The organism is Cohaesibacter intestini, assembly GCF_003324485.1.
GTDB lineage: Bacteria > Pseudomonadota > Alphaproteobacteria > Rhizobiales > Cohaesibacteraceae > Cohaesibacter > Cohaesibacter intestini.
Map to the genome: position 1 here is coordinate 19,790 of NZ_QODK01000003.1, position 18,064 is coordinate 37,853.

Sequence of the window (18,064 nt, forward strand, 5' to 3'; positions counted from 1 at the left end):
CAGATTGTCCGTTTCCTACGCTGTTCCGCGCTATGATTCAATCCTCTTTGCCCATTGTGAGGGGGATGGAGTCGGGCGAAAGGGGCAAAGAGCCTGCCGAAAAAGGGAAGAGAATCTGATAACCCGTCAGAAAAGGGAGGTCTGGGCATGCACCGGCTCGATCAGCTGTTCACCCTCGGCCTTGCTGTTGCCCACGGCCCGGTCGACCCGATAATGGATCAATTCGCTGTCGCGATGCTCGGACAAGGTGGCTTGAGCCTCCTCCACGGACCGGAAAGGATCAAGCCAGGCCTCATAGGCCTCTTGCTTGAGGATCACTGGCATCCTTGGATGGATGGATTTGATTTCGGGCACTGCAGGAGCCGTCAGAATTGTGCAACTGAGCAGGTCCAGTCGCTCATTTAAGGCAAACAGTCCGGCAAAGGAAAAAGGTTCGAAATCGGGCAAATGCAGCAGATGCGGGTCTTTCTTCTTATCTTGCGGATTGGTGGTCCATTCATAATAGCCATCGGCCGGAATAAGGCATCTGCCGCGTTTGAAGGCATCGCGGAAGGAGGGCTTGTTCATCACCTCCTCCGATCGGGCATTGAAGGTGGGGTAGCGACTCTGCACCTCTTTGGCCCAGTGAGGCACCAGCCACCAGCGCCCCTCCAGCAAAAGATGCTCATGGGCCAGATTGGCGACGAACAGGATATCTTGTGTCGGTGCAATATTGAAGCGGGCAGGGACATTGCGGTTCACGTCTTCAGGCCGAACCAGATTATACATCTGGTGGATTTCAGACCATGATTTTTGCAACGTGAAGCGTCCACACATTGATTCCAGTCTCCCTGTCGTCTTCAATGGCGGCGATCTTACAGACTGTTGGCCCGTCTTCATAGTCTCAGGTCAGCCCGCCTGCTCCCCTTGCCCGGTGCTACAAAATCGGCTACAACCAAGTGCGAAATAACCTTTGCGTAAAGGGAAGGGTCGCCCCCCATCCCGCGCACCCAATCTCTCAAGGCCTTGCCATGTATCCCGTCAGCCGGTTGCTGCTTGCCATCCTCGAAGCCAAACGCGGTCAGAAAAAACAATCTCTGGCCTTCGACGCTGTGAGTGAAATTTCTTTCCGCTGCCGCCCGTGGGACCTCGACATGTTCATGGAAATGAACAATGGCCGCGTTTTGACGCTCTATGATCTGGGGCGTTTTGATCTTTCCATCCGCTGTGGCCTGATGGATGTGCTCAAACGGCAAAAGTGGGGCCTTGCGGTTGCGGGTAGTTCCGTGCGCTATCGCAAACGGGTGCGGCTGCTCGACAAGGTGACTATGCGCAGTCAGGTTGTCGGCATGGATGAGCGCTGGTTCTATATTGCCCAAAGCATGTGGGTGGCAGGGGAGCCGACGTCGTCGGTTTTGTTGCGCACCTGTATCACCGCTCGGGGTCGCTCCATTCCAACCGCTGAGGTTCGCACGGCGATTGGCGCACCGGACTGGCAACTTGCCATCCCCGACTGGGTCACCAGTTGGAATGAAGCCGACAAGATCCGGCCATGGCCTCCTGCGCCGTAAAAACCGATGGGAAAAACCGATAGGAATAACCGGTCGGCAGTGGACCCTGTGCGATAGTGTCGCTCCTGGCTGCGGTATAGTTGCCAGAGAGGCATACTTTTGCTTTTACGCAATAATATGTCTCCAAAGTCGTCAGTATGCTGCAAAAATGTCCATGTTGATCTCATTTTTGCATTTGTTGTTCGCAAGCTATGCATAATTATGAAAAGAAATGTCTATTATTAGTCCTGTCATCACCCATTGGGGGGATGCCAATCATGCAACCACAAGCCATATTATTAGACATAACCTGTTACTTTGAATAACCAGTTTGTTTCTTTCTTTTTCGTAGGTGTTGCCTTCGAATGTGAACATAATCGCGACAATGATACACAACACCGGGCTCCCGTAAGTCCGGTGTTTCTTTTTGTGTCGAATTTTTTGCTGAATAGCGGTGATAGCGGCCTTGCATTTCCGCTAGCAAAAGCGTTACGAGGGGCTGTCGTCCCTTTGCTCCGTCTCACCGTTATATCGGGTCGCTATCTTACCTTCTTGTCGACGCATTTCCTCCGCAGTTTTGCGATCACTCAAACGTTCAGCGAGCCCAAAGCCGGATGGACGCGCGTGTGATTGTTCCTATCAGCACCTATGGCAAGGGAAATGCACATGAAAGGCATTGGTGATGACTTGAGAGGTGTAATCGATGCTGAAGAGCCGCGACAAGAAACGAAGATCATGCGCCAAGGTCACGCTTTGAAGCGTACCAGATAGCATCGGCGATTTGCCGTGAAGAAAATGTCCGCCATGTTGATGGACAAATTGTCATCAACATGGTGATTAGAATCTATGCCAGCCACCAGATTGCCGGACAGATCCGGTCTGATGGAATCGATTTCGAGAATGGGTGAGTGCCATGACCAAGATGATTGCTCCGGTCGCGTCTCTGTTATTTTCTGTTGCCTTGCTGTTGATTGGCCACGGGCTACAAAGCACGATCATTCCGCTTGCCTCGCGTATTTTGGATTTTGGCGAGTTGATGATCGGTCTGGGTGCCTCGGCCTACTTTCTTGGTTTCGTCATGGGCGCCATCATCACTCCGCATGTGGTGGTGCGTGCCGGCCATATCCGTGGCTTTGCTGTCATGGTGTCCTCGATGTCAGCGGCAGCTCTGCTGCACCCTTTGGTGGAAGATGCCGAGGCCTGGATCCTGTTTCGCTTCATCACCGGCTTCTGCATTTCCGGACTCTATCTGATCATCGAAAGCTGGTTGAATGAGTTCGCCGATAATTCCAATCGTGGCCTGATCATGTCGATCTATATTGTGGTCAACTATGCTGCATTCACGTCCGGTCAGTTGATGGCAACCCTGACACCACCAAGCGGTTTTTTGCTGTTCGTGGTGGCCTCGATCATCATTTCCGTGGCCGTGATGCCCGTTGCCATGACCAAGGCGGCCCAACCAGCCCCGATTGCCATCGTCAAGCTCGAATTGGGCAAGGTGTTCCGAACCTCGCAAGCCGCAATCATTTCGGCCTTCATCATCGGCATGGTGGCAGGCTCGCATTTGACCTTCGCCCCTCTATATGCCATCGACAAGGGGTATGATCCCCTGACGCAGGCCCCGGTATTTGCGGCCATGCTTGGCCTTGGCGGGATGTTGAGCCAGTGGCCTCTGGGGCGTTTTTCTGATCGCGTCGACCGTCGTCTGGTCTTGTTGATGATCAGCATTGTCGGCGTTATCAGTTCCATCGGCATCACCTTGCTTGAGGATGTCGATTTCATCGTCTTCCTGATGGTTGGTGCCTTGATCGGCGCAGTGACCCAGCCGGCTTATTCGCTGGCCGCCGCCCACGGCTATGACCATGCCAGCGAAAACGGCTATCTGCGTATGGCCGCAGGGTTGCTTGTTGCATTTGGGGCAGGCTCGTCTCTGGGCCCATTCCTGACCGCACTTTTGATGCAGAATTTGAGCCCGGATGCGCTCTTCCTCTTCCCCGGCTGCCTGTTGGCCTTTCTCGCCTTTTATCTTTGGCAGCGAATCCTGCGCAAGGATGCTGTGGGCGACGATCAGAAGGAAGACTTCGACATGGCTGCAACATCGGCCTCTGTGGGTGCCGTCGTGGCGCCGGAACTGCCATCGGAAGAGGACCGGTATGTGGTCGTGCCCGATGACTGGGAAGGCGGTGAGACGTCAGAGGACGAGGCCGATTCCCCGGAGGCTGCAGCAGAGGTTCTATCGGATGAGACCGTTGGGGACGATAGCGAGTCGGAACCCGCTACCAAGAAGAGTTTTGATCCGGTTATATAGCCGGATCAAATCCCGCCCGTGCATTGACCGCCAACGGAGGAGGGGAGATCTGTTGAACCCGCGGTTCGCGTGGTTTCAGCGAACCAATATTGCGCTGGTCACGCATCCAGGATGTCATTTGATCAAAGCTCAGGGGACGGGAAACCAGATAACCCTGAATGGAGCAGTTGGCAATCTTTGAGACCGCCTCCAGCTGCTGAACGGTCTCGACCCCTTCGCACACCACCCGAAGCTGCATCAATTTTGTCATCGACATCACCAACTCAAGGATGGCGCGTTGCTTGTCGCCATGAGGAATGGCACTGATCAAGGAGCGATCGATCTTGATCCCGTCAATCGGCAAGCTGGACAGATGGGTAAGGGAAGCATAGCCCGTCCCGAAATCATCAAGTTCCACATGCACGCCCGCCGCTGACAGGCGATGGAAGATTTCTTCAATATTGCCTTCGGAATCATCCAGCCAGACGCTTTCGAGCAGTTCGACAGCCAGCAGATCCGGATTGACGTCATATTTGTTAAGGCTATCGCAGAAATCGTCAACCAGTGTCGCCTTCTGGATGTGGCCCGGAGACAAGTTGATCGCGAGCCGCCCGAAGGACAGGCCTTCGTCCATCCATTTCTTGGCGGCCATCATGGCCTTGTCGAACACTGTTCGGCCCAGCGCAGCGGCGAGACCGTGGCTTTCCACCACCTGCATGAAAAGCCCCGGAGGCAACTGGCCTCGCTCTGGATGGTTCCAGCGTACAAGGGCTTCGATTCCGACAATGCTCTCATCAAGGGCACTGATCTGTGGTTGGAAATAGAGTTCGAACTGATCCATTTCCAACGCCGAGCGCACACCGAGCTCAATGCGATTGTCGCTGTCGACCTTTTCCTTCATTTCCGCAGAAAAGAACTGATAGCCGTCGCGTCCCATCCGCTTGGTCTTGTACAGGGCCAGATCGGCATAGATCATCAGCGATTCCAGATCTGTGGCATCATCTGGATAGGTCGCGATGCCCAAACTGGTCGTCGGCCACAATGTCGTGTCTTCATAGGGAACCGGGACGGCTACAAGGTCGGTCATCTCCTGACAAAGCCCTTCAAGATCGAAGTCGTCATCCAGAAGAACGATGGCCACAAATTCGTCGCCGCCCCAGCGATAGGGACGGAACGCCGGTACTTTAGAAGACAGGAACGACAAGCGTGATCCGGTAACCTTGAGCAAATGGTCCCCCGCCGCGTGACCCATTGTGTCATTGACGCGCTTGAATTTGTCCAGATCGATCTGGACAATGGCAAACTTGGTGTTCTGATCCCCTTTGCGCAGCAAGGCTTCAAGATCCTGTTGCCCGTGGGCCCGGTTCGGCAGGGTGGTCAATGAGTCGAAATAGGCGATATGCTCAAGTGCATCCCGTGTGCGCTTCAGCTCTTCCTCACGCGCCCGCTGGGCGGTGACATCGATCATCGTCGTGATGATATTGCCGTTGGAAACACGTTTCTTCTGCAGCACCACTTTGGTGCCGGGGCGCAGAGTGAGATTGCTTTCCATATGGTCCTGTGTGAGATGCTCATCGACAAGCCGCTTGATCCAGTGATCGAGATCAGGAGCGTCGTTTGAACTCTTTTTGTCAAAGACGAGCAAGCCTTTTTCACAACTCAGCCGCATGAAGGTTTCAAAGGCCATGCCAGGCAGGATTTGATCGGCAATCGGGGCATGAAACTCGCGAAACGCCCTGTTGGCGAGCTGCAAATAGCCTTGGGAATCCCATATCGCCAAACCATTATGCATCGAGTTGATGGAATTGAGCAGTTGCTCATGCGTGCTGGCCTGGATGCGCTGGGCGACCTGCAGTTTTTGCGCGGTCTGCTGCGCTTCTTCATGCTTGGCCTTCAGATTGCGGATCATCGCGTGACGTTCGGTTACGTCAATGTGGGTCAACAAAAGGCCCTTGTCCCTCAGGGGCCAGCCCTTGACCTCCAGAACCTGCTCGCTCTTGCCTTCGCAAGTGAAGACATAGGGCAAGTGGGCACGGGCCTGATCGAGATGCTCTTTGATCCTAGCATCGATCTGCTCCGAGGTCATCTTGATGCCGCACAGATCATTCTGGGCATTGTAGCGCAAGACATCTTCAAGGCTGGTGCCAATGGGAAATGTATCCGCAGGGACGGACAACAACTCGTGGAAGGCTGCATTGGACAAGGTCAGTTTGAGATCCTTGTCATAGACCGAAATGGCGCCCGGGAAATTGTCAAAGATCGACTGCAGCAGATGGTTGGACTTCGCAAGTTCGTCTTTCTTTTCCTTGATCGACGTAATTTCCGTGCGCACGGAAATCAGTTCTTCCAGTTCGCCCTTTTCATTCAAAACAGGCGCGACCGTGGTCTCCACCCAATAAAAGCTGCCGTCTTTGGCCCTGTTGCGCACGGTGCCTGACCAGACTTCACCTCTATGAACCGTCTCATACATCTTCTGGAAAAAGCTGTCATCGTGGTAGCCAGAATTCAGGATGCGATGATTGCGCCCCAGCAGTTCCGCTTCGCTATATTGCGAAATCTCGCAGAACTTGTCGTTGACATAGGTAATCCGGCCCTTGGCGTCGGTCATCGACACGATGGCATGGGAATCGATACAGAGCTTATGGGAGGTCAGTTTCTTGACAAGCTTGCGCGCCTTGTCCTGTTCTCTGAACATAACCTCAAAACGGGACATAACATGGGTGTGGTTGTGACGCGCCAACGCAACAAGACCGACAATGGTTGCAAGCAACAGGCCAGCGGCCGTTCCGGTCAAAAGGATGGCAATGAGACGATCCGTTTGAAACAGAGCGGCGACCAGCAGACCGGCACTTGATATCATGGCTGCTACAGGCCCGATGCTGGTCCAGCGATCTCGACCGATCGATCTCAGTGTTTTCATCATTCAACCCCGGAACGTGACGGTAACCACCCGTCTCGTCATGCTATTTGCATCCCGTCAGGCAAACCAAAGGGCTGTCATATCTCGCCAATTCACAGCCTTGTTGCCTCCATTGAAGGTGAGAATGCCCGAAAAGTATTGAAATATGGATAAAGCAACTGAATGGACAAACCCACTTGTTCACACACCAATCGAGAGTAAAGCTTGTCTAGATGCAACAAAAAAGCGCAATCACCTCAAATGATTGCGCTTTTGACTGATGAGACTTGAAAGGACCGGATCAGGCTGCCTTGTCACTTCTGTCGTCTTGGTTCTGTTCCCGAATGGTGTTCAGGAAAGTCTCAATCTGGGCAACAAGAACATTCATCTCCTTGCACAAACCATCGGCATTTTCAGACATCATGGCTGCCGACTGGCCGTTTTCATTGGCCAGATTGTTCAGCGCGTCCGCATTGTCCGAAACCTCACGACTGCCTGCGGCAGCCATGGCGATATTCTGGGAAATTTCGCCCGACGCAGTGCCTTGCTCCTCGACGGCCGCTGCAATGGTGCCTGCAATGGCAGTCATCCGGTCAATGGTTTTCTCGACCAGCCCGATGGCATCCACAGCGTTGGCAATATTGCTCTGGATAGAGTTGATCTGGCCAGAAATTTCCTCCGTCGCCTTGCCTGTCTGTGCTGCCAGTTCCTTCACTTCAGAGGCCACCACAGCAAAGCCTTTGCCTGCTTCGCCAGCGCGTGCCGCTTCGATCGTGGCATTGAGCGCCAAAAGGTTTGTCTGTTCTGCGATATCCTGAATAAGGCCGACAATTCGGCCAATCGCCTGCGACGCATCGGACAAGGTCGAGACCACTTCGGTCGCTTTCTTGACTTCTTCGACCGCCGAGCAGGCAACATTGCTGGAATCGGATACCTGATTGGCAATCTCGACAATCGAGGCCGTCATTTCTTCCGATGCACACGCCACGGTCTCGACGCTGACGCTTGATTCCTCCATAGCAGAGGAGATTGAGTTGACCCGTGAGCTGTTTTCATGAGAGCGGGTGGCCAGCAGCTTGGTTTCGTCACCCAGCTGGGCAACCGCGGTCTGGACACTGTCAACGATGGCACCCACCTGTTGGTCAAACTGGTCGGCCATATCGAGCAGCATCTGGCGCTGCTTGGCCTCGGCCTCTTTCTTCTGTGCTTCCTGCTGGGCGCGCAGTTGCGCCCGCTCGCGGCCATTGTCACGGAACACCAGAAGGGCCTTGCTCATGGACCCAATTTCGTCACCGCGCTCGGTATAGGGAATGTCCATGGAGAAACTGCCCTTCGACAGCATCAGCATGGTCTCGACGATTTTTGCCACCGGACGGGTGATGGACATTGCGAGCAGGGTGGATGCCAGCGCAATCACCAAGAAGATGACCAGCGTGCTGGTAAACAGGCTGCGCAGGTTGGACCAATAGGTTGCATTGAGATCGTCAATGTAAGTGCCCGTGCCGACGATCCAGTCCCATGGCTCGAAATAGGAGACATAAGCCATTTTCGGCTGGGGATCTTTATCGCCAGGGCGAGGCCACATATACTCAACCAGTCCGCCATCGGGCTGCTTGCCGGTTTTGACAAACGCGCGGAACAGATACAGGCCATTTGGATCGGTCGTGTTGCTGTAGTCTTTGCCGACGGCCGATCTATCGCCCCCATGCATGACCATGCGATGCTTGGTATCATTGATCCAGAAATAGTCGCCTTTGTTGTATTTCAATATGGCCAGCGCATCCGTGACAGCCACTTTCGCGTCGGCTTCGGAAATTTTGCCTGCCTGCATATCAGCATATTGCGCTTCGATCGTAGACATGGCGGCTTCGACCAGATGCTTGAGCTCACGCGTTTTCGAGTCTTCAAGATCAATGCGGCTAAAAATGACCGATTGAAGGGTCAGAACACCGATGCCGATGATTGCAAGAAAAACAATGAAGTAAATTTTAGCCGTCAAGCCTCGGAAGGATGCAGGCAAAAAGGAAAAGAGCGATGAGAGCATGTTTGCAATCTCCGTTGCATATCACCGAGCGATGGCTTCTTCCGGATAGGGGGAGTCAACCGATGATTGTCCGTCGTCAGACTTATCGATTTTCGTTAACAAAGTCGTAAGCGCATCCTAACTTTCAGTAGAGGGGGCTTTATGTCTAAGTTAATAGTGGATTGTTGCTTGATAATTCTGACAATATAAATGCCAATATGTCCGTGAAACGAGAAATTCAGCCGTTTGGATTGTAATTCATTGTTGAGGATATGGTCTGAAATGACGGGTTGTTGTGTTACAATCCGAATTGGTTGAATGATCTGTTGATTTACGTAGTATTTCTGATGTAATTTTAGGGTGTAATGAATATTGGTGTCTATAACGTAAGTAAGAATGCTAACTGTAAATTTATCTCATGTTAAATCGTTGCAACTGCAGTTTGTAATAATTTTGTGCCGAAATTGCGATCCCATTTGACCATTTATAACCTATGGTTGTTGTTGTCCAAAATCCTGATCATCGATCTTGCGTGCCGTTGTCCATGAGACTGGGGCCAAGAAAAGGGATGCAAAGCCAGCTCCGACCTGCTAGCAAGAAATGTCCTTTTGATCGGCAACAAATGTTCCAATGCCCGATCTTCATCCGTCAGGAGACTTGAATGCAGAACAAAGCCACAAATTCGGTGGATGACTTGTCCGAGCATGGCCAGATTCCTTCATCGAAGGCTGTTGAGCCGAACTTGGCCTTTGGAGAATTCATCGTTCTGATGGCGCTGTTGATGTCTCTGGTGGCGCTCAGCATTGATGGTATTTTGCCCGCATTGAAGATTCTCGGACCGGAAATGGGAGAGACCGCGCCGCAACAATTACAGAAGGTCATCACATTCCTGTTTGCCGGTCTTGCAATTGGACAGATGATCTATGGTCCCATCTCCGATCAGATTGGGCGCAAGAAGAGCATCTATATTGGTCTGACCCTATTCTTTGTTGGCAGCGTCATCAGTTGGGCCTCCGTCAGCTTTGATCAATTGCTGCTGGGCCGTTTTTTGCAAGGTCTCGGTGCCGCCGGGCCGCGCATTGTCCTGATAGCGCTTGTGCGGGACCTTTATGCCGGTCGGACCATGGCGCGCGTGATGTCCTTTGTCATGGGTGTTTTCATCTTTGTGCCGGTTATTGCCCCGATCATGGGCCAAACCGTTGCCCAGCTGGCAGGCTGGCGATCGATTTTCTTCTGTTTCATGATCCTGTGTGTCATCAGTGGTCTATGGCTGATGGTCCGGCAGAAGGAAACGCTGTTGCCCTCAAAACGCCGCAAGCTGACCCCATCCACCATCTGGCAAGGGATAAAGATCGTCCTGACGACTCCCAGCTGTGTTGGCTATATGATCGCTACAGGTATCGTCATGGGGCCGTTTTTGCTCTATCTGAGCACGTCGCAGGATCTGTTTCAGAATACCTACCATGTGGGGGACCTGTTCCCCTATTTCTTCGCTGCCTTGGCCCTGTCGATTGGGGTGGCCTCCTTCTCCAACTCCAAGCTGGTGATGCGGTTTGGCATGCGCTTTCTGGCCAGAACGGCATTGTCGGTGATGGTGGGCCTGACGGCCTTGGCTCTGCTGGTCTCGGCACCCAATGGTTTTGTGCCGCCATTGTGGTTGTTCATGTTGCTGTTCAGCCCGCTTTTCTTCTGCATGGGCCTGCTATTTGGCAATATGAACGCATTGGCGATGGAAGAGGTTGGCCATGTCGCTGGCATGGGGTCGGCGGTTGTTGGCTCCGTCTCCACCATCATTGCCATGCTCTTGGCCTCCTTGTTGGGGCTTTTCTATGATGGCACCATCATCACCTTGGCGGCCAGTTTCATGTGTTGCGGAGCCCTCAATCTGGTCATCATCTGGATCACCGAGCGTCTGCGGTCTGTTGCTCCGGCCTAAATGTCAGGCTGGCCCAATTTGCGCCTCACTCCTCCGCTTTCATGTCTGCATGCAAGGCTCGTGGGAAGGATCCTGTCAAACGGCTCGGGATGCGACAAGGCAAGACCGGCTCGAAAGGGCCGCAAGAGGTGGGGATCTTCTAAGATGCAGAGGCAGAAAAAGCCGCAACAGGCAGAAGCCGTCGATCTGTCAGATATCGTGATTGACCGCTCCATGCTCGATGCGCTGGCAGCAAAGGGCTCCATCGATGCGGATCTGCGCCGCGCCAGCCTTGAATGGCTTCATCCACCCCATATGTGGGCCCAGTGGGTCGTCCGTTTGCTGTTGGCTTTTGGCGCCGCCTTGGTCCTGACTGGTATCCTCTTCTTCTTTGCCTTCAATTGGGCGAGCCTGCCTCATCTGGCAAAACTTGGCCTCATTCAGGCAGCCTTGCTGACTGCCGCCCTTGGTGCCTGGTGGTTCGGCACAGGCCGGATCGTCGGCCAGTTGCTGCTGATCACCGCATCGGTTCTGGTCGGGGTCTTCATGGCAGCGTTCGGCCAGATCTATCAAAGTGGCGCGGACGCCTGGACATTGTTTGCCATCTGGGCTGTTGCCATTACCCCATGGACAATCCTCAGCCGCTCGCCATTTCACTGGCTGGTTTGGTTTGTGCTGGTCAATCTTGCTCTGTCCCTCTGGTGGGACCAGACCATCGATGCAGGCAGCCACAAGCAAGACATGCTGGCCATGCTGATGGCTGCATTGAATCTGGGCCTGCTCACCGTGCGTGAAGCGCTGACCCGGGGCAAACCAACCCACTGGCTTGCCCCGCTCTGGACCCGCTGGCTGCTGCTGGCCGCGATACTGGTATCGAGTTTCCCCTTCCTTTATGAGGGCTATTCCGATCCAGCTGACAGCATGTTGCTGCTGGCCGCCGCAATAATCGCTTCCATCGTGATTGGCGCCTTGTTTGTGAATTATCGGCTGGCGGTGCCGGACATCCCGGCGCTGGCCATGATCCTGTTGCTGGGTTGCCTGCTGGCTGTGCTGCTCTTTGCCAATCTGCTCGATGCTCTGGATATGTCGAGCCTCGGCATCACCTTCCTCACCGCTCTTGTCGCCATCGGCGTCTTTGCCTTGTCTGCGGGTTACTTGCGTGGCCTGCTGGCCAAAGCCGGCGACCGGGAAGGAGGGGCCAATGTCTGATCTGTTCCAATGGACGACCAAAGGCAGGGATGCCCGTCAATGGCTGACCCATATCGATCAAAGCCATGCCCTTGTGTCGACAGAGCAAAAACGCACCATCCTGGATGGCCTTTTTCTGCTGCATGGCCAGCAGCGAGAGGAAACGCCGCTCTATTTGCGCGCTCTAACCGGCATCGGTGCGATCATTGCCGGTTTTCTGGTCGCCTATCTGCTCTATCTGTTTGGCCTCTTCAGCAGCCAACCCATCAGTCTCGCCATGAATGGTGTCGGTCTGATGATTGCCGCCATGCTGCTATATCGCCTTGGGATCGTAAAGACCGGTCTTGCGCAAGACTTCGCCCTCCAACTGGCGCTCACCTTGTTACAGGCGGGCAAGCTGGCCTTGGTCGCCGGGTTGGTGCAATATTTTGAACCCTTGCTCAATATCGGCTGGATCTGGCCGATCGTTGCAGCCCTTGGGCTGGTCGGCATCCTGAGTTTTGGTTTCTTCCCATCGTCGCTGGAGCGTTTTCTGGCGGCCATGGCCTTTCTGGTCGCCCTTTGGGCTGCCATGGTCAGTGATGGGTTGGACACATCCGGGGTGATGTCTTTCTCCGGTCTTATTCTGCTTCATCTGTTGGCGCTTGGAGCCTTCCTGCGCTGGAGCGCCTGGCGTCGGCATCTCACCTCGCTCTATGATGCATTGCTGGTGTCGCTCTGTATCGGAGTGGGTATCGTCGCAACCTTTGTTGATTGGGCCGCCTTCGTCCTGCCAGATGCTGTCAGCCCTGCTTCGGGCCTCAGCTTCAATGCCTTCTTCTACACCTCGCCAACCCAGATTCTGATGACCGTGGCACTGATCGCGCTGATCGTTTGGGCGGGTCGGGGACGTTGGGTGCAATCCGGCCCCATCACGCTCGATCATCCCCTTGTGCTGACTATCATCGGGGGGCTTCTTCTGGGGGCATTGTCCGATCCCGGAATCCTGCTGGCTCTCGGGCTCTTGGTGCTTGGATATGCGACGCACCGTCCAGCGCATTCGATATTGGGCTTTCTCTTCGCGCTCGGCTTTGGCGCCCGCTTTTATTATGCGCTCAATCTGACGCTGCTGGAAAAATCGGCCATCCTCGTCGCTTCGGGGCTCCTGCTACTGGCCGCTGCCGGCTATATTCAGTGGCGCGGCTGGGCACGGAAGCCCGCTGACTTGTCAAGTCCTCCTCCCTCGTCAGAGGAACAGCAAGGAGACAAGCACCATGCGTAACTTTGCCATTCCACTGATCCTGTTGCCGATCCTCATATTCTTCAATCTTTCCATCTTCCTCAAAGAGGATCTGCGCCGCAATGGCGATCTGATCCTGATCGAACTTGCCCTTGTCGATCCGCGCTCGCTGATGCAGGGCGACTATATGCGCCTGCGCTATAAACTGATCGAAGAGGCGAACAAGACATTGAATGCTGAGGTCGGGGAAGAGAGCGCCGACACTCAAGTGACAGCCCTTGTGCTGGCGTTGGCTCAGAACAAGCAGGCGACCTTCAAGCGCCTGCATCATGGTGAAGCTCTGGGTGACGGCGAACAGCTCCTGTCCGTCCAGCATCGTCGCCTTGCTAAGCCTCAGAGGCTCAAATTGACCCCAACGTCTTTCTTCTTTCAGGAAGGCCATGCCTCACTCTATCAAGAGGCCCGCTTCGGCCTGATGCGCGTTGCTGCGGATGGTGCTCATCTGCTGGTTGGCCTTGCAGACGATGAGGGGCGACCCATCACGCCCTGACCTGCCATCGCGAAAGCCTGATATCGAGGCCGGGTTGCCTTGATGTCATGCGCCATTTCCGGGCCAATTAGCCAGTGGTTAACCATATTTCCCCTATGCTGAGATTTGATTGGGTGCGCCAATATCAAGGCGTCCTGACTTTACCTGCGCAAAAGCCTGACATCGAAACAGGTCTCAAATGGCAGCAGGCGTCAACGAAACGGGTTTGAAATGCTGGAACTTGCGCAATTGCTGATGACGATTGCTGGCCTTGGTCTCCCGATGGGGGTACTGTTGCTGCTGTCTGGCCGTGTGAAAAGCCGTAACGAACTCGACACCGTGACCCGCATCATGACGGCCTTCTGCTTGTCGCTGGTCTGCTTCTGGATGTTCGGGTATGGCCTGTTTGAAGGCGAAAGCTATCTCGGCTTCGTCGGGTCCGGCTTCCTGTTGCTCGATCAGATGGAACTGTTCAATGGCGCTGAAGATCTGCGCACCGTCTATCTGTTTTCGATCCCGCCCATTCTCGTCACAGCAGCCATGGTTGAGCGCGGCAGTTTTGTTGGTGGGACCATCCTGTCGGTGTTTGTTGCGATTTGTGTCGTGCCGATCGTTGCCCACTGGGCGTGGGCATCTGGGGCAGGGGAGCCCGGATGGCTCGCAGCGCAGGGCTTCATCGATCATGGCGGCTCTGTTGTCATCTTTGTGTCTGCAGGCTTTGTCGCGCTTGCCGCCAGCAGTACGATCGGCCCACGGCACAACCGCTTTCCGTTGCAATCAGACCGACCCCGCGGTCACAGCCCCACCTATCAGGCAATTGGCGTCATTCTGATGATTTTTGGGCTGGCTCTGCTCAGTGCCGGTCAGGTTGAAACCATCGGAGCTATGCCTTCGTTGATGTTCAAGGTGTTGCTCGGTGCCAGCTTTGCTGCCATTGCTTCCATCTGTCTGCTGCTCATCCGGCCCCAATCGGGCATAGGGTCGGCCATCGATCTTTTGGCAGCCTCGCTGGCAGGAGCGGTGGCTCTGGTTGCTTTTGCTCAACACAGCACCAATGCCAATGCGGCGCTCACCGGTCTGTTTGCCGGTACAGTTTGCATCGGTTTGCGTCATGTTCTGGTGACCATCGAACTTGATGACCCCGGCGATCTGATCGCTTCTTTCCTGTCGGGCGGTCTTATTGGTGGTTTGCTCGCGCCCGCCTTATGGCAGGGCGGTGGCCTTTCCTCGATTGACCAATTGATGGTGCAGCTGTTGGGCATCGCCGTCATTGCTGCTTGGTCCTTCGCATTGACCTATGTCGCAGCCCAGATCATGACAATGGTGACCAATCTGCGGGTCAGCGAAGAAACCGAGGCCCTTGGTCTGTCCCGTGCTCACTTCGGACTGCAAAGCGAGCTCGATTTTCTCGTCTCGCAATTGCTCGTCTCGACCGGCAAGCAATATGGAACACCAGACAGCAACACCGTCCATCTGACCCAATTGTCCTCCAGCTTCAGCGACGTGGTTGTCAAGCTGCGGACGGAAACCCATCGGGCAACGGACCGTATTCAGGCCACCAGCACCGATTCCAAACAGGCCGCACTGATGACCACCAGCATCCGTCTGGCTGAGGACACCCTGCGGGTCAAGGCCGAAGATATTCTGTTGCTGCTGGAAAACACCCTGAAAGGGCGGAACTCTCAGTTGGGAGGGGCCCAGTTTCAGGCGTGGCTGTCTCAGGCGCTCGAAATTCTGATGGAACCGGTGATGCGCGATCTGGAGCAATTTGCTCGGCATTTGCAGCTTCAGGCGAATTTGCAGGAAATCGAGACCATTGTCATCACCGCTGCGGATGGCATTGCCCGTTGCGCGCACCGCATTGAGTTGATGCGCGATCTCACTGACGCCAGGGCCCGCGGCTTCTTCTCTCGCGATCATGAATGCGATCTGGCCGAGATGCTGCAAGAGCAATCCACCTATCTCACCGCTTGTGCCGAGATCCGCAACAGCCCGATCCAGATTGACAGTCCGGGGCCTTCCGGTCTCTTTGCGGCCGGTGATCACAATGCCTTCAATCGTATTCTATATCTGATGGTCGAGGCGGCGCTCAATCGCCTGAACAGCAAGGACGCCCAACCGGTGCGCATCGAACTGCGAGAGCAAGGCCACGGGCATGGCATCGTTCTGGAATGCCTTGATACCGGTTCAGCCCTGTCGCCACGGCAAATTCGCGCAATTTTAGAGCCATTCAAGGAAGAACATGCGCTCGATTCCATCGGTCTGGGGCAGGTACTGCCCTTAATGCTGGTGGCGCGTCTGGTCGATGCTGTTGGTGGCGAAATCTCGATTTCCAGTCAGGAAGGCCTTGGCACTCTGGTCCAGTGTCGCTTCCGCAGGATTCAAGCCAAGATCGATCGTGAGCGGCAGCCCGCTGCCTGATGCCGGGCTTGACCGAAGGCCTGCGCATCCAATGCCGTCACCCTTTGGCTGTAACGGCATTGGCCCCATTTCAGGCGAGGATCAATGCAAGGTGCCCTCGGTGCTTGGCACCCAAACCGGATTGATATGACCGAGCACCTGATCGACCAGCATACTGACTGATCGGGAGGCGTCCAGTTCAACCCAGTTGGTCCAATCGAGCTTTTCCCCGGCGCTGCCAAGGATCAGATTGCTGTCTCGCGAGAGGCTGTCCTCAAACGGGGGCTTGCCTGCAACGGCGCGGCTGTGGTGCTCCAGATCGCGGATAAAGGGCTGCACCCGCTCACCATGTCCACTGGCTTTCTGTTCTCCCACCGGGTCAAACAAATGAAAGGCCTGCAACTGGATTGACGGGCCGACTTCCTGCTGCAACAGGGTCAGATTTTGACGGCTGCTCGGGCTGTCGAACGCACCCGACAGAATGACCGAATAGCCAGCCTCCAGCGCCATTTGGGCCTTGGTTGCCAGTCGCCGATAGACCAGATGCCAGACTGACCGGCGATGCGCCGATGGGGGCAGATCGCTTTCATGGCGAACATCATACAGCGACAACAGTTCCTGATAGGCAGACATGTAAGCCGCGCCGGGCATCCGACCGATGATTGGCGCCAACAGACGCGCCAGATGCGACCGGTTGGCCTGTGTACTGCCTCCAAGCACAAGCAACTTGGCTTCATCCTGAACCAGACTGTCGCGAGCCGTCTGCATATAGCCGCGGAATTGCTCCTCCTCTTCACTATTGCCGGAAGAACGCACGGATAGCAGCTCGGACAGCTGGCGGGCCTTTTCAAATGCGCTGACAAACAGATAGAGATCCATCGCCTGCAAGCCATCCACCGCATGGCTGTCGAGCAGATTGTTGCAATAGTGGGAAAAGACCCAGTTAGCCTGACGGTTAAGCCCACGCGCCCGCATTTCAGCGACCAGCGAAGCAAGGTCATAGAGCGGATCGCCAAACCATGCCTGACTGCTTGACTCGATCTGACCGACCGCAGGATTGACCAACCGTAAGCCCTTGGGGGTTTGAACCACATTCTCAAGACCGACATTGCCGTGAATCTCGACGAACAAACCACCCTTGCTGCGGTCCTCAAGATGAGGTTGCAAGGCACCCAGCCGATAGAGTGCACGATTCAGGCAGGCACGGAGTGTCTGTTTCTTGGTCTTCTGCTCCATTTGCCGAACCACCGGCGAGAAACGTGCCAGCATCTGCGCCAGATGTTGCTGCCAGACGTCGGCCTTCTGATAGTTCACACTTTGGGCGGCTTCAGGGCTTTTTGCGATCAAATCGGCGAGCTTATGGCATTCGGTGAAGTTCGGGCGATAAATCTCGACACTTTTACTCAGGCTCTTGGAAACGTCGTAGCGACGCATCTTGATAAGCCATTCGATCACCGGATCCGTATTGGTCCCGGCCATCCGCACGCTACGATTGCTGCCATCCTCGGCCGCAGCATGATCGATATAGGGGCCGTCCTCTCTCAGGCGGACCGGCACAAGACCCAAATACAGATCTGGTGCAAAGCTCTTGCCCAACTTGATCTCTTCAAGGGCGCGCTCACGGCGTTGCACAAGGCTCAGACGGTGGGTTTGCTCCAAGGGCATTTCGCGCCGCAGCTTGTAACAATGCCTGTCGGTCAGGAACAGCACACAGTCGGCAGCGTCAACCCGCTCGACCGTCTTGGTCATGGTATGGCTTTTGACATCATCCAGAAAGGCCAGCAGACCCACATCCCCCACCAGCGGCAGGGCGGCCACAGACGAGCGACCGCCGTGATGCACGCGATCGTCCTGTTTGCCATCTTGCGGCTTTTGAGCCTCAATTGGGGATATGAGAGGGGCCATCCAATTATGTCCGAAAAGGGGTATCAATATCGAGGTGGGTCTCAAACGCAACGAAGGGGTGCCCACAACAAAGGTTGGTTCAACATTGGCGGTTGGAAGAAGGAATCGCATTGATAGAAATCAAGGTAAGTAGCCGACCATATGCGACAATTCCAATATCAAATGTCTCG

The 18,064-nt window shown here is 54.8% G+C and carries 11 protein-coding genes; 7 read left to right on the forward strand and 4 right to left on the reverse strand.

The features are described 5' to 3' along the window. Positions 1-126 precede the first annotated feature (126 nt). On the reverse strand, positions 127-816 hold the full coding sequence (locus tag DSD30_RS10835) for an SOS response-associated peptidase (RefSeq protein WP_114009731.1): 690 nt from the start codon (positions 814-816) through the stop codon (positions 127-129). A gap of 194 nt (positions 817-1,010) precedes the next feature. On the opposite strand from DSD30_RS10835, the gene DSD30_RS10840 reads away from it, so the two are divergent. Both DSD30_RS10840 and DSD30_RS10845 read left to right on the forward strand, forming a co-directional pair. After that, positions 1,011-1,550: an acyl-CoA thioesterase gene (locus DSD30_RS10840; protein ID WP_114009732.1), complete on the forward strand. Its 540-nt coding sequence runs from the start codon at positions 1,011-1,013 to the stop codon at positions 1,548-1,550. A gap of 892 nt (positions 1,551-2,442) precedes the next feature. Continuing rightward, positions 2,443-3,837, forward strand: a complete 1,395-nt coding sequence (locus DSD30_RS10845) for an MFS transporter (RefSeq protein WP_114009733.1) — start codon at positions 2,443-2,445, stop codon at positions 3,835-3,837. Here the strand turns inward: DSD30_RS10845 and DSD30_RS10850 are convergent. Together DSD30_RS10850 and DSD30_RS10855 are read right to left on the reverse strand one after the other, a co-directional pair. After that, on the reverse strand, positions 3,830-6,736 hold the full coding sequence (locus tag DSD30_RS10850) for a sensor domain-containing protein (protein ID WP_198662914.1): 2,907 nt from the start codon (positions 6,734-6,736) through the stop codon (positions 3,830-3,832). The two genes, DSD30_RS10845 and DSD30_RS10850, sit on opposite strands and share 8 nt — an antisense overlap. A gap of 280 nt (positions 6,737-7,016) precedes the next feature. Then, on the reverse strand, positions 7,017-8,759 hold the full coding sequence (locus DSD30_RS10855) for a methyl-accepting chemotaxis protein (RefSeq protein WP_114009735.1): 1,743 nt from the start codon (positions 8,757-8,759) through the stop codon (positions 7,017-7,019). Positions 8,760-9,399: 640 nt separating this feature from the next. On the opposite strand from DSD30_RS10855, the gene DSD30_RS10860 reads away from it, so the two are divergent. The 5 genes from DSD30_RS10860 (at position 9,400) to DSD30_RS10880 (ending at position 16,010) form a co-directional block, all read left to right on the forward strand. Continuing rightward, positions 9,400-10,674: a multidrug effflux MFS transporter gene (locus tag DSD30_RS10860; RefSeq protein WP_114009736.1), complete on the forward strand. Its 1,275-nt coding sequence runs from the start codon at positions 9,400-9,402 to the stop codon at positions 10,672-10,674. 144 nt (positions 10,675-10,818) lie between these two features. Further along, a complete protein-coding gene (locus DSD30_RS10865; protein ID WP_157967653.1) occupies positions 10,819-11,862 on the forward strand; it encodes a DUF2157 domain-containing protein in 1,044 nt (347 codons plus the stop codon). Then, positions 11,855-13,102, forward strand: a complete 1,248-nt coding sequence (locus DSD30_RS10870) for a DUF4401 domain-containing protein (RefSeq protein ID WP_157967654.1) — start codon at positions 11,855-11,857, stop codon at positions 13,100-13,102. Before DSD30_RS10865 ends, DSD30_RS10870 begins: the two co-directional genes overlap by 8 nt. Further along, positions 13,095-13,610, forward strand: coding sequence for a GDYXXLXY domain-containing protein (locus DSD30_RS10875; protein WP_114009739.1), 516 nt, complete (start codon positions 13,095-13,097; stop codon positions 13,608-13,610). Before DSD30_RS10870 ends, DSD30_RS10875 begins: the two co-directional genes overlap by 8 nt. Positions 13,611-13,820: 210 nt before the next feature. Further along, positions 13,821-16,010: an ATP-binding protein gene (locus DSD30_RS10880; RefSeq protein WP_114009740.1), complete on the forward strand. Its 2,190-nt coding sequence runs from the start codon at positions 13,821-13,823 to the stop codon at positions 16,008-16,010. A gap of 81 nt (positions 16,011-16,091) precedes the next feature. On the opposite strand, the gene DSD30_RS10885 is transcribed toward DSD30_RS10880, so the two are convergent. Next, positions 16,092-17,894, reverse strand: a complete 1,803-nt coding sequence (locus tag DSD30_RS10885; protein WP_114009741.1) for a P-loop nucleotide/nucleoside kinase family protein — start codon at positions 17,892-17,894, stop codon at positions 16,092-16,094. Between the last annotated feature and the right edge of the window lie 170 nt (positions 17,895-18,064).